17 protein-coding genes and 2 tRNA genes are annotated in these 20,838 nt (G+C 60.0%); 16 read left to right on the plus strand and 3 right to left on the minus strand.

The window, feature by feature from the left end; all coding sequences use genetic code 11:
- Positions 1-68 precede the first annotated feature (68 nt).
- Positions 69-758: a trimeric intracellular cation channel family protein gene (locus DXD49_RS07300; protein ID WP_233502136.1), complete on the minus strand. Its 690-nt coding sequence runs from the start codon at positions 756-758 to the stop codon at positions 69-71.
- 303 nt (positions 759-1,061) lie between these two features.
- Here DXD49_RS07300 and DXD49_RS07305 point away from each other — a divergent pair, with 303 nt between their 5' ends.
- Positions 1,062-2,069 (plus strand): hypothetical protein, encoded by a 1,008-nt coding sequence (locus DXD49_RS07305; RefSeq protein WP_117743357.1) that lies wholly within the window; start codon positions 1,062-1,064, stop codon positions 2,067-2,069.
- Positions 2,070-2,230: 161 nt separating this feature from the next.
- Here DXD49_RS07305 and DXD49_RS07310 read toward each other — a convergent pair.
- Together DXD49_RS07310 and DXD49_RS07315 are read right to left on the minus strand one after the other, a co-directional pair.
- Positions 2,231-2,321, minus strand: a tRNA-Ser gene (locus tag DXD49_RS07310).
- Positions 2,322-2,369: 48 nt separating this feature from the next.
- A tRNA-Ser gene (locus DXD49_RS07315) sits at positions 2,370-2,460 on the minus strand.
- Between the two features lie 505 nt (positions 2,461-2,965).
- Between DXD49_RS07315 and rpsF the strand changes: the two genes are divergently transcribed.
- The 15 genes from rpsF (at position 2,966) to DXD49_RS07390 (ending at position 20,722) form a co-directional block, all read left to right on the plus strand.
- Positions 2,966-3,259, plus strand: coding sequence for a 30S ribosomal protein S6 (rpsF, locus tag DXD49_RS07320; protein ID WP_006235831.1), 294 nt, complete (start codon positions 2,966-2,968; stop codon positions 3,257-3,259).
- A gap of 48 nt (positions 3,260-3,307) precedes the next feature.
- Positions 3,308-3,760: a single-stranded DNA-binding protein gene (locus DXD49_RS07325; RefSeq protein ID WP_117794619.1), complete on the plus strand. Its 453-nt coding sequence runs from the start codon at positions 3,308-3,310 to the stop codon at positions 3,758-3,760.
- A gap of 72 nt (positions 3,761-3,832) precedes the next feature.
- A complete protein-coding gene (gene rpsR, locus DXD49_RS07330) occupies positions 3,833-4,099 on the plus strand; it encodes a 30S ribosomal protein S18 (RefSeq protein ID WP_006235829.1) in 267 nt (88 codons plus the stop codon).
- A gap of 15 nt (positions 4,100-4,114) precedes the next feature.
- Positions 4,115-4,654: a 50S ribosomal protein L9 gene (rplI, locus tag DXD49_RS07335; RefSeq protein WP_022094073.1), complete on the plus strand. Its 540-nt coding sequence runs from the start codon at positions 4,115-4,117 to the stop codon at positions 4,652-4,654.
- Positions 4,655-4,872: 218 nt separating this feature from the next.
- Entirely contained in the window at positions 4,873-6,270 is a 1,398-nt protein-coding gene (gene dnaB / locus DXD49_RS07340) for a replicative DNA helicase (protein ID WP_117734797.1), read from the plus strand.
- A 93-nt stretch (positions 6,271-6,363) separates the two neighbouring features.
- A complete protein-coding gene (locus DXD49_RS07345; RefSeq protein ID WP_117743353.1) occupies positions 6,364-7,650 on the plus strand; it encodes an adenylosuccinate synthase in 1,287 nt (428 codons plus the stop codon).
- Positions 7,651-7,768: 118 nt separating this feature from the next.
- Positions 7,769-9,073 (plus strand): phosphoribosylamine--glycine ligase, encoded by a 1,305-nt coding sequence (gene purD / locus DXD49_RS07350; protein ID WP_117743352.1) that lies wholly within the window; start codon positions 7,769-7,771, stop codon positions 9,071-9,073.
- Between the two features lie 21 nt (positions 9,074-9,094).
- Positions 9,095-9,790: an NUDIX domain-containing protein gene (locus DXD49_RS07355; protein ID WP_199406603.1), complete on the plus strand. Its 696-nt coding sequence runs from the start codon at positions 9,095-9,097 to the stop codon at positions 9,788-9,790.
- A 203-nt stretch (positions 9,791-9,993) separates the two neighbouring features.
- Positions 9,994-11,766 carry an ABC transporter ATP-binding protein gene (locus tag DXD49_RS07360; protein WP_117794620.1) on the plus strand — a complete coding sequence of 591 codons (1,773 nt, stop codon included), beginning with the start codon at positions 9,994-9,996 and terminating at the stop codon, positions 11,764-11,766.
- Between the two features lie 19 nt (positions 11,767-11,785).
- Positions 11,786-12,751 carry a hypothetical protein gene (locus tag DXD49_RS07365; RefSeq protein ID WP_117743350.1) on the plus strand — a complete coding sequence of 322 codons (966 nt, stop codon included), beginning with the start codon at positions 11,786-11,788 and terminating at the stop codon, positions 12,749-12,751.
- Between the two features lie 317 nt (positions 12,752-13,068).
- Complete coding sequence (carA, locus tag DXD49_RS07370; RefSeq protein WP_233541767.1) at positions 13,069-14,574, plus strand: glutamine-hydrolyzing carbamoyl-phosphate synthase small subunit; 1,506 nt, start codon at positions 13,069-13,071, stop codon at positions 14,572-14,574.
- Positions 14,575-14,672: 98 nt separating this feature from the next.
- Complete coding sequence (gene carB / locus DXD49_RS07375; RefSeq protein ID WP_117794621.1) at positions 14,673-17,987, plus strand: carbamoyl-phosphate synthase large subunit; 3,315 nt, start codon at positions 14,673-14,675, stop codon at positions 17,985-17,987.
- Positions 17,988-18,723: 736 nt separating this feature from the next.
- Positions 18,724-19,188, plus strand: a complete 465-nt coding sequence (gene purE, locus DXD49_RS07380) for a 5-(carboxyamino)imidazole ribonucleotide mutase (protein ID WP_006235810.1) — start codon at positions 18,724-18,726, stop codon at positions 19,186-19,188.
- 35 nt (positions 19,189-19,223) lie between these two features.
- Positions 19,224-20,219, plus strand: a complete 996-nt coding sequence (locus DXD49_RS07385) for a class B sortase (protein ID WP_117763270.1) — start codon at positions 19,224-19,226, stop codon at positions 20,217-20,219.
- A gap of 83 nt (positions 20,220-20,302) precedes the next feature.
- The gene (locus DXD49_RS07390; RefSeq protein ID WP_117794622.1) at positions 20,303-20,722 is read left to right on the plus strand and encodes a molybdenum cofactor biosynthesis protein MoaE; all 420 of its coding nucleotides are present in this window, start codon (positions 20,303-20,305) and stop codon (positions 20,720-20,722) included.
- Positions 20,723-20,838 lie beyond the last annotated feature (116 nt).

Below are 20,838 nucleotides of genomic sequence, written 5' to 3' on the forward strand. Positions count from 1 at the left end.
GGGTACCCAATGCGCAAGCGCTCTAAAAGAACCTGCCGGTTGCATTTCGAAGGGCTGGGCCGTGCTACCTACTTTTTACGGTGCAAAAAGCGTGCGATGTCGTCTTCGGTTGGGCTTTTGATGTCAAAGCGCAGCGATAGCCAACGCAGCCCCATGGTCACGATGACGCATACGACCAGCGCCGCGACATTGCTCATGAGCCCGCTCATGACGAGGCCTACATAGCTTGTCGATCCGGCGATGGCCGCGATGGCATAAAAGTTAGTGCGTTGGAAAATGCCCGGCACCACGCCCATAAAGCCGTCGCGCAGCATGCCGCCGCCCACTGCGGTGAAGAAGCCCATCATGATGCATACGGCGGGCGCAAAGCCGTAGACCAGCGCCTTGTCCGCGCCGGTGGCCGCATAAATGCCGACCGAGATGATGTCGAGCAGGGGAATGAGCTTGTCGGGCTTATCGACGATTGCCGGGAAGATATAGATGATGGCCGCCGTGGCGATGGAGAGCGGTAACGCCATTGGTTGGTTGAGGATATACACGTTGCCGACCTGGAGCGTCATATCGCGCAAGAGACCGCCGCCCAGACCGCAGACCACTGCGAGCGCGACCGCGCCCACCAGATCGAGCTTGTGCTCGCGCGCGACCAGCACGCCCGAGATCGATGCCGCGACAACGGCGAACATCTCGAGCCAAAATGGGATAGCGACCATGGCATCCGAAGCATGTGAAGTAATGGTCATAGCGGCGGCGACGGGCAAGATGGGTCCTTTGAGTTGTAGGTTTGAACAATGCCCGTACATAGTACATGGTTGACGGCGATTGAGACCTTATTGCTCGGCAAACGGTAGGGACTGGGCGCGGGCGTGGCATTGCTGGAATGTCAGGGGTCCAAAACATGTACGTCACCCTCCAAAAACGACATTTTTCGGCATCTTTGGAGGCTGACGTACATGTTTGGATTGGGCCCACAGCATGAATGAGTTGATTTACTCACATCCGGTATATTTCCCCACTTCAACGGACATAAGAGTTGGATACCGGCTCAGAGCGAGAGGCCCTCAATGGACACCCCTGTTCTCATTTCGCATAAAACCGCATGGCTTGTCCATCATGCACCCCAGAATTTGGTTCAGTCTCTTGCGCGGCACGACTACCAGATAGGCGCACAAGGCATTTCCACCCAGCAACGTGTTGCGCGCATACGACAGGCCCTTACCGACTGCGGCATTCCGTCCGATATGCTCAAGACTATCGATATCTCGGTTGTATTCGAATTCGAGCGAATTCGCACCAAAGGCGTCATTTGCCACATGCTTGGACAAAATCTTCCCTACGAGCATATTAACGAGTTGACGCCCGGAGTCTTCATCACCGACGAAGCCTTCACCTTCGTGCTCGCTGCCGAGTGGATGAATAGGATCGAATATCTCGAATATGGCTATGAAGTTTGCGGCGATTATCGCATGAGGCTCAATCCCGCCGACCCTTATACCGAGCAACCAGCCACCACCTCCAAGGATGAAATAATCGAACTGCTCGATCGGCATCCCGGCAAACCCGGTGCCACACGTGCACGGCTCGCGCTCAGGCACATCTACGATCGCTCTGCCTCGCCTATGGAGACCGCTTCGGCAATCGCCCTCTCACTCCCAACAAGCGAAGGCGGCGTTGGCATCCGAGGTATCGAACTCAACAAACCGCTCGAGATCCCTCAACGTCTCTGGCATTGCGCCAAAGCTCGAACACTCAAAATCGATGCGCTCGTTACCTACAAGCGCAGGGAGCTCGGTATCGAATATAAGGGCGGCTTTCACGATGAGTTCGAGCGCAAAGGAGCAGATGCGGAGCGAGAGGCCGTTCTCTCCCAAATGGGATATCGAATCGTTACACTCACTTCGGCTCAGTTCGACAGTCAGCTCGCCTTTCACCGCGCCATGAACAACGTTCGCGAAGCACTCGGCATGCCTCGCTGTACCGACACCGGGCACCAGCGAGAGCAAAACGAACTACGCAAGGCGCTTATCCGCAACTGGAAAGGCATGCGAGACGAAGAGGCACCTTCCGAATAGTGCCACTCCCGTGAGCTCAATCCAAACGTGTACGTCAGCCTTCAAAGATGTCGAAAAATGTCGGTTTTGGAGGGTGACGTACATGTTTGGGGAAGCGTGGGATCGAGACGTATTTCGATAACAAAAAAAGCTCCCATTGTTGGGAGCTTTCTCAACCAAAATGGCGGAGGAGGAGGGATTCGAACCCTCGTGACCTTATACAGGCCAAACGGTTTTCGAGACCGCCGCATTCAACCACTCTGCCACCCCTCCGCGTGGGGTAAAAACAAAGCAGGCTCGAAGGCCTGCTTTGGAATTAACTGGCGGAGAGTCAGGGATTTGAACCCTGGAGACGCTTTTGACGCCTACACGATTTCCAATCGTGCTCCTTCGGCCACTCGGACAACTCTCCGTTAAATGCGAAAGTCAGTATACACGAGGAATCGCAAAGTGCAAACAGAAAAGTTGGCATTTTTTAAAACGCTTGGCCGCGCTTGGCGCTGCAGTGGGGTTTGAGGTTCCGAAAAACGGCTTCCGACCAGCGTGGTTGATCACCTCAATTGTTCAAAAAAGGGTATTCATAAGCGACTTGGCAATGAATTTAAAAATCTTTGGTTGGCGTTGTGGACCACTGGTATGCATTTCGCGACCACAGCGTTGTGCCCGTTGACCTGCGGCTTGGTGCGACTTGTCCCCACGGCGCCGTATCTTGTCCACAGATCCGTCAAGCTTTTGGTCAGCATTTGGTTGGAATGTGCATGAAACGTCGTGCGAGTATGGGCATATGTGGAGGTCATGAGGTTGTAGCTGCATATTCTTGCAGCCTAGGAGGTTGAAAGATATTATTACCAAGTCTTTTCCTGCTTCAGGCGCACCTTCACGACCTGAAGCCACATTTGCCCAGAGGAGGTGACAATATGAAGGCTTATGAACTGCTGTTCTTTGTTGACCCGTCGCTCGACCCCGAGACTCGTCTCGCTGTTATGAAGCGTATCGATACCACGATCGCTGAGGGCGCTGGCAAGGTCGACTCCGTTGACGAGTGGGGCAAGCGCAAGCTCGCCTACGAGATCAACGACCTCACCGATGGTGACTACACCCTCATCAACTTCCACGCAGATCCTACCCAGATCGCCGAGCTTGATCGCGTTCTGCGCATCACCGACGCTGTGGTCCGCCACATGATCGTCCGTCGCGACGACCAGGAGTAAGACTGTCGTTTTGGACTGGGCTTGTGCCCCAAGAGGAAGTAGTGAGTTATGAGCATCAATCGAGTGAACATCACCGGTAACCTCACCCGCGATCCCGAGCTGCGCGCCACCGCCGGCGGAACCCAGGTTCTGTCCTTTGGCGTCGCTGTGAACGATCGTCGCCGCAACGCGCAGACTGGCGAGTGGGAGGACTATCCCAACTTTGTCGACTGCACTATGTTCGGCACCCGCGCCGAGGCCGTGAGCCGTTTCCTGGCAAAGGGAAACAAGGTCGCGATCGAGGGCAAGCTGCGCTACAGCTCTTGGGAGCGCGACGGCCAGCGCCGGAGCAAGCTTGAGGTCATCGTCGATGAGATCGAGTTTATGAGCTCCCGTGGTGGCCAGGGTGGTTACGATCAGGGCGGTTACGCCCCCGCAGCTCCCGCGCCCATAGCACGTCCTGCCGCACCGGTGGCTACGCCGCCCGCGGTCGACGTCTACGATGAGGACATCCCGTTTTAAGGGTTGTTCACCTATTTTTGAGTGAGAGGCGGCTTCGGTTCGCCGAAGTTGCCAAACGAAAGGTATTTTGACATGGCTAATGATTTTTCTGCACGTCAGCCGCGTCGTAAGTACTGCCAGTTCTGCAAGGAGAACACTGAGTTCATCGACTATAAGGACACTCAGCTTCTCCGTAAGTACATGACCGACCGTGGCAAGATCAAGCCCCGTCGCGTCACTGGCGCTTGCACGCAGCATCAGCATGACATCGCCAACGCCATCAAGCGCGCCCGCGAGATGGCTCTCCTGCCGTACACCGTCCCCGTGGTTTCCTCTCGTGGCAACCGCGACCGCGGCTAAGAAGGGAGACGCATCATGAAGGTTATTCTTCTCGATGAGATCAAGGGCAAGGGCGGCGAGGGTGACGTCGTAGAGGTCGCTCAGGGTTACGCTGAGAACTTCCTGTTCCCCAAGAAGCTCGCTGTTGCCGCCACCAAGGGCAACCTCAAGCAGCTCGACGAGCGTCGCAACAACATCGCCAAGCGCGAGGCCGTCCGTCTGGCTACCGCCAACGAGACCAAGGCCGCCTTCGAGGGCAAGACGGTCACCGTTGACGTCAAGGTCGGCGACGAGGGTATCCTCTTTGGCTCCGTTACCGCCGCTATGATCGCTGACGCCATCAAGGCTCAGCTCGGTATGGACATCGACCGCAAGCGCGTCGAGCTCGGTAAGCCCATCAAGGTTGCCGGTGCCCACACCGTTGCCATCTCGCTGTACCGCGAGATCAAGGCTGAGGTTGTCGTTCTCGTCGGCGTTACCGCCGAGGAGCTCGCTGCCGAGGCTGAGGTCGAGGAGGCCGCTGAGGTCGCCGAGGCCGAGACCGCCGAGGTCGAGACTGAGGCTGCTGCCGAGTAGCATTTGCTGCAACGCAACAATCTTGTTCTAAGAAGGGCGCTCTGGGAAACCGGGGCGCCCTTTTGTTTTTTGCGCTGAGTGAGTGTCATGGTGAACGTTGCGTCGAAGTCCTATATACGGGACCGTTCATCCGTTTCGTTCGGTGATGATTGGCGGCGCGCGGCGCGTTTTGGGACCGTGGCTGATACTATGGATGCTCGCAAGCGATATGAATGAGGATGCTCATGGCATATGACGAAAGGGAGACGGGGCTGACGGTTGAGGACCGCGGCTCAAAGTTGGGTCTCCCTCAAAACCAAGATGCAGAGGCCAATGTACTGGCCGCCATGCTGCTATCGCCCGAGGTGGTCGAGGAGGCCCAGGTCGAGCTGCAGCCCGATGACTTCTACCGGCCCATTCATAAGACCATCTATACCGCGATGGTCGATATGTACAACAGCCGCATTCCCATCGACTCTATCTCGCTGATCGATTACCTGCGAAGCATCAACAAGCTCGATGCCGTGGGCGGCGAGGCGTACATTTTGGAGCTGATGGGTCAGACTCTGTCGCTCGTGAACTGGCAGCACCATGCCGCCATCGTTCGCCGCGATTCGATGCTGCGCGAGCTGATCGGTGCCACCAACGAGATCAACGCGCTGGCCTATAACGCTCCTACCGACACCAAGGAGGTCGTGGAGCTGGCCGAGAGCAAGCTGCTCAAGGTCACGGCGCGCGAGGTCAAGTCGAGCTACAAGACGTTGACCGAGTTTATGGTCGAGGCCTATAACGAGGCTGAGGAAGTGTGCCAGGCCGGTGGCCAGGCTGCGGGCGTGCCCACGGGCTTCCCGTCGCTCGACCGCATGCTCATGGGTTTCCGCGAGGGTCAGCTCATCATTATCGGCGCTCGCCCTGCTGTGGGTAAGACGTCGTTCGCCCTGAATCTGGCGCTCAACGCTGCCGCCGCTGGTTATACCGTCGGCTTCTTCTCGCTGGAGATGTCGGGCAAGGAAATTGCCCAGCGTCTGATCTGCGCCTACGCCATGATCTCGATCAGTGACTTCCGCATGGGCCGCATTAGCCCCGAGCAGTGGGCCAATATCAACGAGGCCACGCAGACCTTGTCCAAGCTCGATATTCTGATTGACGATACGCCCGGCACCACAGTGACCGAGATTCGCGCCAAGAGCCGCCGCATGCTCCACAACAAGGAGAAGGCCATCATCATCCTGGACTACCTGCAGCTGGTGAGTCCTCCGCCGGGACGCCGCTCCGAGAGCCGTACCGTCGAGGTCTCCGAGATGTCGCGTGGTCTGAAGATCATGGCCAAGGAGCTCAAGATCCCGCTCATCGCGCTGTCGCAGCTCTCGCGTCAGGTCGAATCCCGTACCGGCAAGCGCCCGCAGCTTTCCGACCTTCGTGAATCGGGCTCCATCGAGCAAGACGCCGATATCGTTATGTTCTTGGACCGCTCCGCCGACGAGGCCGAAGCCTCACGCGACGATCGACCCGACGAGGGCGTTACGCGTATCGTCGTGGCCAAGAACCGTTCGGGCCCGATCGGCGACGTCGACCTGATGTTCCTGCCGGCATCCACCAAGTTCTATGAGCTTGATGGGGCACATGCCGAGGAGTAGGACAGGCGCCCGTTGCACGGGTATACTGGGAATGTTTTGTGCTTCTGCGTGCCGGCGTGGCGCGTAGACAGTCCATGAATGTAAGGAGTAAACATGCCGTCAACCGTTTTGGTCGGTGCCCAGTGGGGCGATGAGGGCAAGGGTAAGATTTGCGACCTGGTCGCCGGCGACTTCGATGCCGTCGTGCGCTACTCGGGCGGCAACAACGCCGGCCACACCATCGTCGTCAACGGCAAGAAGTACGGCCTGCACCAGGTGCCCTCCGGCATCATGTATTCCGACCACGTGTCGGTGATCGGTAACGGCTGCGTCGTTAACCCCAAGGTTGTCCTTGAGGAGATTGACATGTTCGAGGCCGATGGCATCACCACCAAGAACCTCAAGATCAGCGGCAACGCGCATGTCATCATGCCGTACCACATCGATCTGGATGGCGCCTTTGAGCAGAAGCTCGGCAAGAAGAACATCGGTACCACCAAGCGCGGCATCGGTCCGTGCTATCAGGACAAGATGGCCCGCATTGGCCTGCGCATGCAGGACATGCTGGACGAGGCACTGTTCCGCGACAAGCTGGAGACCGCTCTCGCCCGCGTGAACCCCGAGCTCGAGCTCATCTACAACCTGCCCACCTACACCGTGGAGCAGATTTGCGACGAGTATCTGCCCATGGCCGAGCGCCTGCGTCCCTACATCACCGAGACGAGCCTGCTGCTCAACAACATGATCGATGAGGGTAAGGACCTGCTGTTTGAGGGCGCCCAGGCGACGCTGCTCGACATCGACCACGGCACCTATCCGTACGTGACGTCTTCCAACTGCACCGCCGGCGGCGCCATCACCGGCTCCGGCGTGGGCATGAAGAATGTCGACCGCGTGCTGGGCGTCATGAAGGCCTATATCACCCGCGTCGGTTCGGGCCCCATGCCCACCGAGCTTTCCTATGAGTCCGAGGCCGGTCACACGCTGACCGAGGAGGGCTATGAATACGGCGTGACCACCGGTCGCCGTCGTCGCTGCGGCTGGTTCGACGGCCCCATCGCCAACTACGCCTCGCGCGTCAACGGCCTCACCGATATCGCCCTGACCAAGCTCGACGTGCTTTCGGCCTTTGACACCATTAAGGTGTGCGTCGCCTACGACGTCGATGGCGAGCGCTATACGAGCGTGCCCGAGCACCAGGTGCGTTTTGAGAATGCCAAGCCCATCTACGAGGAGCTCCCTGGCTGGAAGTGCGACATCACCGGCTGCCGCAGCTTTGACGAGCTGCCGCAGGAGGCCCAGGACTACGTGGCGTTTATCGAGGATCTGGCACACACCCGCGTGACGTTTATTGGCGTTGGCGCTGGTCGCGAGCAGATCATCAACCGATTCTGGAAGTAATCGGGACCATTTGGTTATTGCGATATACCCCTTTGCAGCCCAAGTGGGCGGCCGAGGGGTATATTTGCTTGCAAAGGGCTCGCGCGGAGCGGGCCATTCATCCATAGAGGAGGCACCCTTGAAGGCGGACACTCAAACCATCGACATCCTGTTGTTGGGCAGCGGCGGCCGTGAGCATGCTTTGGCAGCTAAACTCGCAGCATCACCGCGCGCCGGCAAGCTCTACATCGCGCCGGGTAACGGCGGCACCGCGAGCTGCGGCGAGAACGTTGTTCTCGACGACTGCGATCCTGCGGCCGTGGCGGCGTTTGCGCAGAGCCACGGATGCGGACTCGTGGTAATTGGCCCCGAGGCTCCGCTCGTGGCGGGCGTGGCCGACGCCGTGCGTGCGGCGGGTATTCCGTGCTTTGGCCCGGGTGCCGAGGGCGCTCAGATGGAGGGCTCCAAGCTGTTCTCCAAGCAGCTCATGGAGCGCGCCGGTATCCCGACGGCAGCCTACGGCTCGTTTACCGACGAGGCTTCGGCTCTCGCCTACGTGCGCGAGCAGGGCGCCCCGCTGGTCGTCAAGGCCGACGGCCTTGCCGCGGGCAAGGGTGTTATCGTGGCGACCGAACTTGAGCAGGCCGAGGAGGCCGTGCGAGAGTGCTTTGGCGGCACCTTTGGCGATGCCGGCAACACCGTGGTCATCGAGGAGATGCTGACCGGCCCCGAGTGCTCGCTGCTTGCCTTTACCGACGGCAAGACCGTGCGCCCCATGGCCACCTCGCAGGACCACAAGCGCGCGCTCGAGGGCGACAAGGGCCCCAACACCGGCGGCATGGGCGTCTACAGCCCGGTGCCCATCGTGACCGACGAGGAGCACGCCACCATGGTGGCGGTCATGGAGCAGACCGTTGCCGAGCTTGCTGCCGAGGGTATTGACTACCGCGGCTGCCTGTACGGCGGCTTTATGCTCACGCCCGCCGGCCCCAAGGTGCTGGAGTTCAATGCTCGCTTTGGCGACCCCGAGACGCAGGTCGTGCTGCCGCGCCTTAAGAACGACCTGGTCGAGGTCATGCTGGCCTGCGCCAACTGCGAGCTCGACCAGATTGAGCTCGACTGGCGCGACGAGTGGGCCGTGGCCGTTGTCCTGACGAGTGCGGGCTACCCCGGCAGCTACGAGAAGGGCAAGGTCATCACCGGTATCGAGGATGCCGAGGCCATGGAGAACGTGACGGTGTACCACGCCGGCACCGCCGTGGCGGACGGCAGACTCGTGACCAACGGCGGCCGCGTGCTCGCCGTGACCGCGCTGGGCGACACGTTTGAGAATGCCCGCAACCTTGCCTACGAGGCCTGCGAGAAGATCGATTTTGAGGGTAAGACCCTGCGTCATGACATTGGCCTGCGCGCGCTGCGCGGCCGCGACGCCTGGGATGCCTAAAGTCCGAGAGGAATGAGACGGATGGACGATAAGAACGAAGAGCTCGTGGACGCGCAGATCGTCGAGGAGGACAGCCGCGTGTATGGGCACGCCGAGGGCGAGCCTGGCGGCGAGGTTGCTGACGAGCCGGTGCTGGTGCTGGGCGATGACGACCCGCACGATGCCGAGCTACACGAGAAGATTCTTTCGGAGGAGTGCGCCTGGAAGGGCAAGATCCTCGACGTCCACCGTCTTGAGGTTGAGCTGCCCAACGGCCACCGCAGCGCCCGCGACATCATTCGCCATCCGGGTGCGGCGGCCGTTGTGGCGCTGACCGAGAGCGGCAAGATTGTGCTGGTGCGTCAGTACCGCACCGCCATCGACCGCGTGACGGTCGAGATTCCCGCCGGCAAGCTCGACCCGGGCGAGGATCCGCTCGATTGCGCCAAGCGCGAACTGCACGAGGAGACGGGCTTTAGGGCCGGTCGCATTCGCTTTTTGACGTCGATTGTCACGACCTGCGGCTTCTGCGACGAGATCATTCACATCTACCTGGCCACCAAGCTCGAGTTCGACGCGCCTAATCCCGACGATGACGAGTTTGTCAACGTGGACCTGGTGCCGCTGCACGAGCTGATCGACGCCGTACTCGACGGTAAGATCGAAGACGCCAAGACCGTCGTGGGCGCACTCGCCTGCGATAGCATCGCGCATCGCCTTGGTGGAGCCGAACTGTAGCGAGCGGTTACTTTGTTGAGGCGGGGTTATGACCTCGCTGGTTTGTGTAAGTCAGCGAAAGTGCTCCATTTGAGACGAGGTGGCCTAAAAGAGGAGGGAAGCGTATGGATATACGCGACCGACGATTGAAGGCCAGATTGTCCAAATGGGGCACTTGCAGCGTCGAGACGAAACGCGGTTTGGTAAAACCGCGTAAGGTGATTATGCTGAAGCGTTTTTTGTCGTATTACAGGCCCCAGATGGGGCTTCTTGTTGCCGATACGGTTTGCGCCCTGGTGCTTGCCGCCATTGACCTGGCGTTTCCTATTATTCTGCGCAATCTGACCGGTGGGCTGTTTACCCAGGGTCAGGCTGCCATTATGCAGGCGCTCGGTATGATCGCGGTGGGCTTGGTGCTGATGTATGCCGTCCGCTGTGCCTGCCGCTACTTTGTGAGCTATTGGGGTCACGTGATGGGCGCGCGCATGGAGTCCAAGATGCGCGAGGACCTGTTTGACCAGTATGAGCGCTTTAGCTTTGCGTACTTCGACCGCAACAGCTCGGGCGACATGATGAGCCGCGTGGTCAACGACCTGTTCGATATCTGCGAGGCGGCGCATCACGTGCCCGAGTGGATCATCATCTGCGGCATCGAGATCATTGGCTCGTTTGTGATCCTCTTTACCATCGCCCCGGTGTTGGCGCTTGCCATGGCCGTGGTGACGGCGGTGTTTGCGGTCATCATGTTTTGGCAGAACATGCGTATGCGCGAGGTCTTTAGCGACAACCGCAAAAAGATCAGCGGCATCAATGCACAACTGCAGGATTCGCTGGCGGGCATGCGCGTAGTCAAGAGCTTTGCCAACGAGGAGACCGAGCGCGCCAAGTTCCGTGCCTCTAACGATTGCTACCTTTCGTCCAAAGAGAACATGTACCACGCCATGGGCGTCTATACCGCGACGTATGGCCTGCTCTCGGGCGTGCTCTACGTGATCGTGGTGCTGCTCGGCGGTTGGCTGGTGGCTCAGGGCGAGCTGCAAGCAGTCGATATGGCGACGTTTGCGCTCTACATTTCGTTGTTCTGCACACCGCTCGAGACGCTTGTCAATTCCGCCGAGATGTATCAGAAGGCTATCGCCGGCTTTAAGCGTATGGAAGAGGTGCTATCAACCGCGCCGGATATCCAGGACAAGCCGGGCGCTACGGATCTGCAGGTGACCGCCGGCGCCGTGGAGTATCACGACGTGTGCTTTAACTACGAGGATGTTGAGCTGGGCGAGGGCGATGCCGACGAGCGTCCCGTTATCGACCATATGGACCTGTCCATCAGGCCTGGTCAGACCATCGCTTTGGTTGGCCCTTCGGGCGGTGGCAAGTCCACGACCTGTTCGCTGCTACCGCGCTTTTATGACGTGGCCGCCGGATCCATTAGCATCGACGGCCAGGACGTGCGCGATGTGACACAGCAGAGCCTGCGTCGTGCCATCGGCCTGGTGCAGCAAGACGTGTATCTGTTCGATGGAACGATTGGCGAGAATATCGCCTACGGCAAACCGGGCGCCACGGCAGAAGAGATTACCGAAGCCGCCCGTCGCGCCAACATCGATGCCTTTATCGAGTCGCTGCCGCAGGGCTATGACACGGTCGTGGGCGAGCGCGGCAGCCGTCTTTCGGGCGGACAGAAACAGCGCGTCGCCATCGCGCGCGTGTTTCTCAAGAACCCCAAGATCCTGATCTTGGACGAGGCGACGAGTGCTTTGGATAACGAGAGCGAGGAGGCGGTGCAGGAGTCACTCGAAGAGCTGGCGCGCGGCCGCACCACGATTATCATCGCCCACCGCCTCTCGACCATTAAGCATGCTGACGAGATTGCGACCGTTGAGCATGGTCGCGTTGTGGAACGTGGCACGCACGAGGAGCTTCTCGCCCGTGGCGGCACCTATGCCCGTTACTATCGAATGCAGTTCGAAGGTGCGCGTGCGCACGAGCTCGACTGATTGATATGACAGGAAGTTTATGGCTGACAAGAACCCTTTGACTCCGGAAGAGGTGACGGAGTTATTCTCCGAAATCGATGCATCCGGCGTCTTGGATCCTACGCTTGCCAAAAAGCGTACCGAGCGCATGCGCGAGAAGGAGGCTGCGGCCAAGCGCGGTGACAAAGCGGCGCTAGCGCAGCTGCGCAGCGAGGACCGCGCGAGCCAGGCAAAACATATCGACCCGCTGTCCGAGGACGATCCTTCGGGCTCGCAGGTGAGCCATACCATTACGAAGACCGCGATGGCCGTGGTCATCGGTATTTTGGTGCTGATCGTGGGCATGCAGATCGGCTACGGCGTGATGCGCCGTCTGAATACCGCCAATCTGTCCGAGAGCGTTTCGGTCGATACCGTTTCGACGGCGCTGAAGGGCGGCCTTGAGTGGGGCAACGGCTTTACGCAGTTTCCGCTCGACTTTTCCGTCGACGAGGCCGATGAGCGTACGGGCACGGTCGAGGTAACGGTGTTGGACACATCGTCTGCCAACGAGCTCGAACTGCTGTCCAACGGGCAGATTCAGGCCGCGGCACTTGCGACCAACGCGCTGCTCAACGATAAGATTGACCGCGTGGTGTATAACGTGCACGCCTATATCGACGAAGATAGCAACATTCAGCATGATTCCTTCTTTGGCATGTTTCCCGCCCAGGGCCACCAGAGCGCCATTCTGACGTTCGTGTGGACCAAGAGCTCATCCAACGCCACGAGTATCGACTGGAAGATGCGCATCGTGAGTATGGATGACACCATCGCCGAGCGCATTCAGAAGCAGGTGAACTCGGTGTCGTCGTTGATTGAGGACCCGGTGGTGAGCCAGACCAAGATTGACGAGGAAAAGGCCGAACGTGACCTGGAACATCGTCTGCATGGTCGCGAGATTTTCCGCGGCGGCAAGCCCGATCGCTCACCGTCCGATCTGCTGGAACAGGACAAGAAAAAGTAGGAGGCCATCATCCCGCGTGAGCCACAAGCCCATGCGGGATGATTTTTCTGGGTAGTCTTTTTGGGACGGGGCTATTTTAGCTACCTCGGCCGTCAATCAGACAAAACGCTAGCGCTAGCAGCCGAGGCAGCTAAAATAGCCCCGTCCCAAAAAGACTACCCGATGGCGGTTGTGAATCATTATGCATGGGGAGTCATAATTATCATTTTGTAAACAATTCTATGAAATTAACGCCATAAGTGATGCTTGCGGTTACAATACCGCGAGGCCTAACCACACACCTTTAAGCCGGTCCTGTGAGACCGGGAAGGAGAGCTATGGCGAACAACCATACCGCGGGCGCTGCCGCCCGCACCTTCGCGCCCAGCGAGCTTCGCCAGCGTATGCTGGCCAAAACCAGCAAGGGCACCTGCGGTCCCTGCATCCTGTATCTTGAGGATGGGACCATTTTTTATGGACGTGCATGCGGCGCCGAGGGCACCGCGACCGGCGAAGTCTGCTTCAATACCTCGCTCGAGGGCTACTTTGAGGTTATGACCGACCCGAGCTATGCCGGCCAAATTGTAACCATGACCTATCCGCAGATCGGCAACTACGGCATCGACGAGACCGACGTCCAGTCGGCCTTCCCCGGCGATACCGCTCGCCCTGCGAGCGCTCCCGCTATGCGCGGCATGATTGTGCGCGACATGTGCGCCACGCCTTCTAACTGGCGCTCGGCCGTCAGCGTGCCGGAATACCTGCGTGCCCACGGCATCGTCGCTATCGAGGGCGTCGACACCCGCGCTCTGGTGCGCCACCTGCGCGACAACGGCTCCAAGATGGGCATCATCTCGACCGAGGTCTTTGACGTCGACGAACTTGCCGAGCGTCTGGCCGCAGCGCCGACGCTGGTGGGCGAGAATCTGGTCAAGACCGTAAGCTGCCCCGCGCCTCACGAGTTTGTGGCCGCCGACCTTCCTGCCACGCATGACTTTGCGCTTGCGGCTGCCGCTCCTGCCCGTCACAAAGTGGTCGCGTATGACTGCGGTGTGAAGCGCGGCATCCTGGAGGGCCTGGTCCGTGCCGGCTGCGACCTTACCGTCGTGCCGTGGGATACGCCCGCGAGTGAGGTGCTCGACATGAATCCCGACGGTGTCTTTTTGTCCAATGGTCCCGGCGACCCCGACGCCGTGGTGGAGACCTATGAGCAGGTACAGCAGCTGATCGGCAAGGTGCCGGTCTTTGGCATTTGCCTGGGTCATCAGATGATCAGCCTGGCCTGCGGCGCCCAGATGGAAAAGCTTAAGTTTGGTCACCGCGGTGGCAACCAGCCGGTCATGAACCTGGTAAGCCGTCGCGTGGAGATCACCGCGCAAAATCATGGCTTTGGCCTGCTGTTCCCCGGCTTGGGCAAGCTTGTCCCCGAACTTTCCGGCGGCGAGACCGAGCATGCGGCCGATGGAGATCTGCGCGTCTGGGTGCGCCGCGGCATCGCGCCGGTCGTGATGAACGAGCGCTTTGGCCGCATTCGCCTGACGCATGTGAACCTTAACGACGGTACCGCCGAGGGCATCCAGCTGCTCGACGCCCCGTGCTTCTCGGTCCAGTACCACCCCGAGGCCTCGCCTGGCCCCACCGATGCCCACTATCTCTTTACCGCCTTTACGCGACTCATGGACGGCGAGGAGAACTACCTGGACATCGACACCGCGAAGGACCGCCTGACTGGCTGGAATTTCGCCGACGATGGTTCCGCCGTTCTGGCGAACGGCGGAACCATCGACGCTGCGGCTGCATCTGGCACATCATCTTGCCGTTCTGCTTCGGACGCGCGGGCATAAGCCCAGCGCGCCCTCGCATCACGGCAACCTGATGCACCAGCTGCACCCTCGCTGACTTTTCCAAAACATTGAGTCAGCCTCTCTAGGAGGTTTTAAACATGCCTAAACGTACTGACATCAAGCGTATCCTCGTTATTGGTTCGGGTCCCATCGTCATTGGCCAGGCCTGCGAGTTCGACTACTCCGGCGCCCAAGCCTGCAAGGTGCTCAAGGAGGATGGCTTTGAGGTCATCCTGGTTAACTCCAACCCGGCGACCATCATGACCGACCCGGGTCTTGCCGACCGCACCTATGTCGAGCCCATCACCGCCGAGTTTATCGAGCGCGTGATCAAGAAAGAGCGCCCGGACGCGCTGCTGCCCACGCTGGGCGGCCAGACCGGTCTGAACGCCGCCGTCGAGCTGGCGAAAGACGGCACGCTGGACAAGTACGGCGTCGAGATGATCGGTTGCGACCTTGCCGCCATCGAGCGCGGCGAGGACCGCAAACTCTTTAACGAGGCAATGGCCGAGATTGGCCTGGAGGTCGCGCGCTCGGGCTATGCCTACAGCGTGGCTGACGCCGAGGCTATCGCCGAGCGCGTGGGATATCCTTGCGTGCTGCGTCCGAGCTTTACCCTCGGTGGCGCCGGCGGCGGCATCGCGCATACCCACGAGGAGCTCGTCTCCATCGTGAGCCAGGGCCTTGAGCTCTCGCCTGCCCACGAGGTGCTGGTCGAGGAGTCCATCGAGGGTTGGAAAGAGTATGAGATGGAGGTCATGCGTGACCACGCCGGCAACGGCATCATCGTGTGCTCTATCGAGAACCTCGACCCCATGGGTGTGCACACCGGCGACTCCATTACCGTGGCGCCGGCGCAGACGCTCTCCGACCTTGAGTATCAGCGCATGCGTGTCGCCTCGCTCGCCATCTTGGAGAAAATCGGCGTCGAGACCGGCGGCTCCAACGTGCAGTTTGCCGTGAACCCCCAGACCGGTCGCCTGATCGTCATCGAGATGAACCCGCGCGTGAGTCGTTCCTCCGCACTGGCCTCCAAGGCCACGGGCTTTCCCATCGCCAAGGCCGCCGCGCGCCTGGCCGTTGGCTATACGCTCGACGAGATCGTCAACGACATTACCAAAGCAACGCCTGCCTGCTTTGAGCCCACGATTGACTACTGCGTGGTCAAGGTGCCGCGCTTTGCCTTCGAGAAGTTCAAGGGTACCGACCCCACGCTCACCACGCGCATGAAGGCCGTGGGCGAGATTATGGCGATCGGCCGCACCTTCGAGGAAGCCTTTGGCAAGGCCATGCGCTCGCTGGAGGATGGACACCAGGGTATTTGTGTCGGTGGCAAGGAGGGTGCCGATAAGCTGAGCGACAATGAGCTCGCCCAAGCCGTGGCAACCCCGACCGAGCACCGCATCTTCTTTGTGGTCGAGGCCCTGCGCCGCGGCTGGGACATCGCCCAGATCCATGCCATCTGCGGCATCGATCCGTGGTACCTCAACCGCATCAACGACATGGTGCAGGTCCAGGAGAGCATCCGCGGCCTGCGTGTGGAGGACATTGACGCCGACGCGATTCGCCTGCTCAAGCAGTATGGCACGAGTGATGCCGAGATTGCCGCGCTGACCGGCTCGGACGAGCGCTTTGTGCGCGCCTACCGCAAGGGTCTGGGCGTGGTTCCCAGCATGAAGACGGTCGATACCTGCGCTGCGGAGTTCTCGAGCGCCACGGAGTACCACTACAAGACGTACGAGAACATCTACCGCACGAGCCCGGATGCCAAGAAGTGCGTTGCCCCCGACGAGACCACGCCGGCGGACAAGCCCAAGGCGATGATCCTGGGCGCCGGCCCCAACCGTATTGGTCAGGGTATCGAGTTTGACTACTGCTGCGTGCATGCGAGCTATGCGCTGGCGGCTCGCGGTTTTGAGACCATCATGGTCAACTGCAATCCCGAGACTGTCTCGACCGACTACGACACGTCCGACCGCCTGTACTTTGAGCCGCTCACCTACGAGGACGTCATGGACGTTATCGACGTTGAGCGTCCCGACGGCGTCGTGGTGACGCTCGGCGGTCAGACTCCGCTTAAGCTGGCGCGCATGCTCGAGGAGAGCGGTGTGAACATCATGGGCACCAAGCCCGATGCTATTGATTTTGCCGAGGACCGCGAGCGTTTTGCCGTTCTGCTCGACAAGCTGGGCATTATGTATCCGCCGGCGGGTCAGGCCACCTCGTTTGAGGAGGCCGAGGCCGTGGCCGCGCACATCGGCTACCCGCTGCTGGTGCGTCCGAGCTACGTGCTGGGCGGCCGCGGAATGATGATCGCCTACGATGCCGAGCATCTGCGCGATTACATGGCCGAGGCCGCGCGCATTAGCCCCGACTACCCGGTGTATCTGGATCGCTTCCTGGAGGGTGCGATCGAGTCCGATGTCGACGCCCTGTGCGACGGCGAGAAGGTCTACATCGGCGGTATCCTGGAGCATATCGAGGAGGCCGGTATCCACTCCGGTGACTCCGCGACGTGCATTCCGCCGTTCAGCTTTAGCGAGAGCCTGCAGGCGAAGCTCCGTGAGACCACGCGCCGCATCGCGACGGCGCTGGGAGTCCGCGGCCTGGTCAACGTGCAATATGCCATTAAGGGCGAGACCGTCTACGTGATCGAGGCTAACCCGCGTGCCAGCCGTACCGTGCCGTTCATTTCCAAGGCCACCGGCGTGCCGCTGGCCAAGTGCGCGGCGCGTATCATGGCGGGCGATTCCATCGCGAGCCTGGGCCTGCCGAGTGACGAGCGTCAGCTGGACTGGTTCTGCATGAAGGAAGCCGTTATGCCCTGGGGTCGTTTCCCGGGAGCCGACGTTATCCTGGGGCCCGAGATGAAGTCGACGGGCGAGGTCATGGGTATCGCCAAGAGCTATCCCGAGGCATATGCCAAGACGCAGCTGGCGATTGACTACAAGCTGCCCGACCCGAGCTGCGGCAAGGTGTTCATTAGCGTGTGCGACCGCGACAAGCGCCACATCCTTTCGGTCGCCCGTATCCTGCGCTACCTTGGCTTTGATATCTGCTCTACCGAGGGTACGGCGCGCGTGCTGCGCGGCGGCAACGTGACGTGCGAAATCGTGGAAAAGATCAGCGGCCCGCATGACGGCGAGCGTCCCAATATCGGCGACCTGATCGCCGACGGCAAGATCGCGGTGATCGTCAACACGCCGTACGGCCCGGGTTCGCGTGGCGACGGCTACCTGCTGCGCACCGAGGCTGTGCGCCGCGGTGTGACCTGCGTGACCGCGATGTCCGCGGCCAATACGTACGTAAGCGCCATCGAGGCGGTGCGCGAGGACCAGCAGGGTCACGGCAGCGCCAACGACATGGGCATGGACGTCATCGCCCTGCAGGACCTGCCGCAGTACACGGTGTAGACTGACCTGTCCGGCCGGGGCGGCAGCCGGACACTTTCTCTCGGAAACTGGGCTTCGCGAAGTTTTCCGAGAGAAAGGACCGCCTCCCGCCCCGGCCTGCGGTGACTCGGCTGCATCGTGTGCTGCCGAAGGGGCTTTGCGCGATGACTAGGGCTGAAAAAGAAAGTGAGTGTGGGCGCCGTCGTTCGTTTGAACGACGGCGCCCACGTTTTGTAAGGGGCCTCCTGGCGAATTTTCATTCGCCAGGAGGCCTTTTGCTGTTGATCGAGAATGTCGCTGGACAGTTAGTTCAGATACGTATTTTTCAGAGGGTGTGTAAAGGCCGACCTGAGCCCGATTGGGCTGAATTTGACTTTCCGAACCGGTGGAGACGCTCAAATAAGGGCGATAGAGGTCATTATGGGGCTCAAAGTGACTTCAAATCACCCTAGTAGCGCCAAGAGGCACGGCCAAAAAATACGTATCTGAACTAACTGTCCACTACCCTCCGCAAACCTTTCATTCCAACCCAAATTAGCCAACGTACGTCATAGCAATCCCCGGTAGGTCCCCGGGTGCCCCGCGGCGGGCCGGGTTTATTATCGGAGCGACTTTGCGAAGCAAGGGGAGCGAAGATAAAAACCCGGCCCGCCGCGGGGCACCCGGGGACCGCAGGGACGGGAGCAGCTATACTACTCTCAGTAGTTAAGGGTCGCGGATTCGCTGCGCCACCGCTCTCAACAGGAGGTCTTTGTTTATGGCAGATCAGAAGCCGGTTGTCGGGATCATCATGGGCTCCAAGTCCGATCTGGGCGTTATGGAAGGCTGTACCGCCGAGCTCGAGGCGCTCGGTGTGCCCTATGAGCTCGTCATTGCGAGCGCGCACCGCACGCCGGCGAAGGTCCACGAGTGGGCTTCGACTGCTGCCGACCGCGGCATCAAGGTGATTATTGCTGCTGCCGGCAAGGCTGCTCACCTGGGCGGTGTCGTGGCTGCGTTTACGCCGCTGCCGGTCATCGGCGTGCCTATGAAGACGAGTGACCTGGGCGGCATGGATTCGCTGCTGTCGATGGTGCAGATGCCTTCGGGCGTGCCCGTGGCCTGCGTTGCCATCAACGGTGCCAAGAACGCCGCCATTTACGCCACGCAGATTCTGGGCGCATGCGACCCCGAGTACCGCAAGGTTATCGAGAAGATGAAGCAGGAGATGGCCGACGCCTAGGCGTTCCGCCGTTTCACCGCAGTATAAGGAGAGCCATGTCCGACTATCAGGGAAAACGATTCAAGGTTCCTCAGATTCCCGATCCGTCGAAGCCGGGTGCTGCCCGTGCGGCACAGCAGGGTCGGACATCCTCTCCTCAGCAGCCGCGCGCGCCGCGTCCCGTAACGCCGACATCCCATCGTCGTCAGGATACGCCGGCTGCGTATCGTCCTTCGTCTTATAGCACCGCTAAGAAGCCGCCCCTGTCTTCATCGCATGCCGCGCCGTCGGATTACACCGAGCCGCCGCGCAAGAAACGCCGGTCCGTCATTCCCATTCTGCTCATCATTATCGGTATCGGTCTGATCGTTGCCGCTGCCGCCATCTTTATCAATGCGCAGATTGGCTACAAGCAGGCGAGCGAGTCGTATCAAAAGATCGAACGGCAGTATAGCGATAAGGACGCTAGCGGCGTGCCGATTATCGATTTCAATGCTCTTGCCCAGACAAATCCCGAGGTCGTCGGTTGGATTTACGTACCGGGCACCAACATTAACTATCCCGTAGTGCAGGCTACTGATAATTCCAAGTACCTCAACACGTTGTTCGATGGCACGTCCAACGCATCGGGTGCCATCTTCTTGGATTACGAGGACACTGCGCCCGGCATGGTGGATCAGCAGACTACGATCTATGGTCACCACATGAACGACGGATCGATGTTCAATGTGATCTCGGGCACGACCGATCAGGCGACGTTCGACAGCATAGAGTGCGTGTACTACATCACGCGCGACGCCACCTATAAGCTGCGTCCGCTGGCGACCAAGGTCGTTGAGGACACGTATGCCAAGGCGCGTACGCGCAATTTTGAGGGCGACGACGGGCTTAAGAACTACCTGTCCGAGATGCTCGACGGTGCCTCTGCCGTGGCGAGCGATGCGGGCGACCGCGCCGCCTCAGCAACCAAGGTCGTGACGCTCGTGACCTGTCGCTCGCTGTCGCTGAGCAACACGCGCGTCGTCATGGTGCTCACGCCGGTCGAGGAGTAGATTATCCAGGGGTAGCTAAAAGAGCCCCGTCCCAAATTAGCTAAATTGCCCTAGAGTAGCTAATTTGGGACGGTAAGGGAGAAATGATGCTCGAGAATGGCAAAACGATGCCTTCGGTTGATGCTTGGCTGCGTGAGGCTAAGGCCGATGCTTCGGCGGCTGGCTGCGGCATGTACCTGACACACAACGGTGTGGTGCGTGCGACGCCCAAGGCCGAGGTGCGCGGAGTCGAGACCGATGGCGTGGCGCCTGGGCATAAGGTGGGCGGCATGGTGTTCGGCTTCGATGCTCAGAAGGTGCAGGCTGCTATCGAGGCCACGCGCGCGATGCCTGGTATCGGCTATGTGCGCGTGTGGCTGGCAAGCGGCGAGCTTGCCGTGGGCGACGACATCATGCTCGTGCTCATTGGCGGAGACGTTCGTCCGCATGTGGTCGATGCGCTGCAGGCGCTCGTTGGCACCATCAAAAATGAGTGTGTGAGTGAGGTCGAGCGCGAGGCGTAGAGGCTTACGTCGATAGAAGGCTCGTTTATAAAAATGCCCGCCGGTACGTGTGATACCGGCGGGCATTTTGCGTTTGGCTCTGTTAGACCAGGATTGACATTCCGCCCCGTCATCTT

The sequence above is a fragment of the Collinsella sp. TM05-38 genome (genome assembly GCF_003466445.1).
Classification (GTDB): domain Bacteria; phylum Actinomycetota; class Coriobacteriia; order Coriobacteriales; family Coriobacteriaceae; genus Collinsella.

Excerpts from the sequence above, each read along its gene's own strand:
- DXD49_RS07305 (WP_117743357.1), top strand. The coding sequence starts at position 1,062 with ATGGACACCCCTGTTCTCATTTCGCATAAAACCGCATGGCTTGTCCAT.
- rpsF (WP_006235831.1), top strand. The coding sequence starts at position 2,966 with ATGAAGGCTTATGAACTGCTGTTCTTTGTTGACCCGTCGCTCGACCCC.
- DXD49_RS07325 (WP_117794619.1), top strand. The coding sequence starts at position 3,308 with ATGAGCATCAATCGAGTGAACATCACCGGTAACCTCACCCGCGATCCC.
- rpsR (WP_006235829.1), top strand. The coding sequence starts at position 3,833 with ATGGCTAATGATTTTTCTGCACGTCAGCCGCGTCGTAAGTACTGCCAG.
- rplI (WP_022094073.1), top strand. The coding sequence starts at position 4,115 with ATGAAGGTTATTCTTCTCGATGAGATCAAGGGCAAGGGCGGCGAGGGT.
- dnaB (WP_117734797.1), top strand. The coding sequence starts at position 4,873 with ATGCTCATGGCATATGACGAAAGGGAGACGGGGCTGACGGTTGAGGAC.
- DXD49_RS07345 (WP_117743353.1), top strand. The coding sequence starts at position 6,364 with ATGCCGTCAACCGTTTTGGTCGGTGCCCAGTGGGGCGATGAGGGCAAG.
- DXD49_RS07355 (WP_199406603.1), top strand. The coding sequence starts at position 9,095 with ATGGACGATAAGAACGAAGAGCTCGTGGACGCGCAGATCGTCGAGGAG.
- DXD49_RS07360 (WP_117794620.1), top strand. The coding sequence starts at position 9,994 with ATGCTGAAGCGTTTTTTGTCGTATTACAGGCCCCAGATGGGGCTTCTT.
- DXD49_RS07365 (WP_117743350.1), top strand. The coding sequence starts at position 11,786 with ATGGCTGACAAGAACCCTTTGACTCCGGAAGAGGTGACGGAGTTATTC.
- carA (WP_233541767.1), top strand. The coding sequence starts at position 13,069 with ATGGCGAACAACCATACCGCGGGCGCTGCCGCCCGCACCTTCGCGCCC.
- carB (WP_117794621.1), top strand. The coding sequence starts at position 14,673 with ATGCCTAAACGTACTGACATCAAGCGTATCCTCGTTATTGGTTCGGGT.
- purE (WP_006235810.1), top strand. The coding sequence starts at position 18,724 with ATGGCAGATCAGAAGCCGGTTGTCGGGATCATCATGGGCTCCAAGTCC.
- DXD49_RS07385 (WP_117763270.1), top strand. The coding sequence starts at position 19,224 with ATGTCCGACTATCAGGGAAAACGATTCAAGGTTCCTCAGATTCCCGAT.
- DXD49_RS07390 (WP_117794622.1), top strand. The coding sequence starts at position 20,303 with ATGATGCTCGAGAATGGCAAAACGATGCCTTCGGTTGATGCTTGGCTG.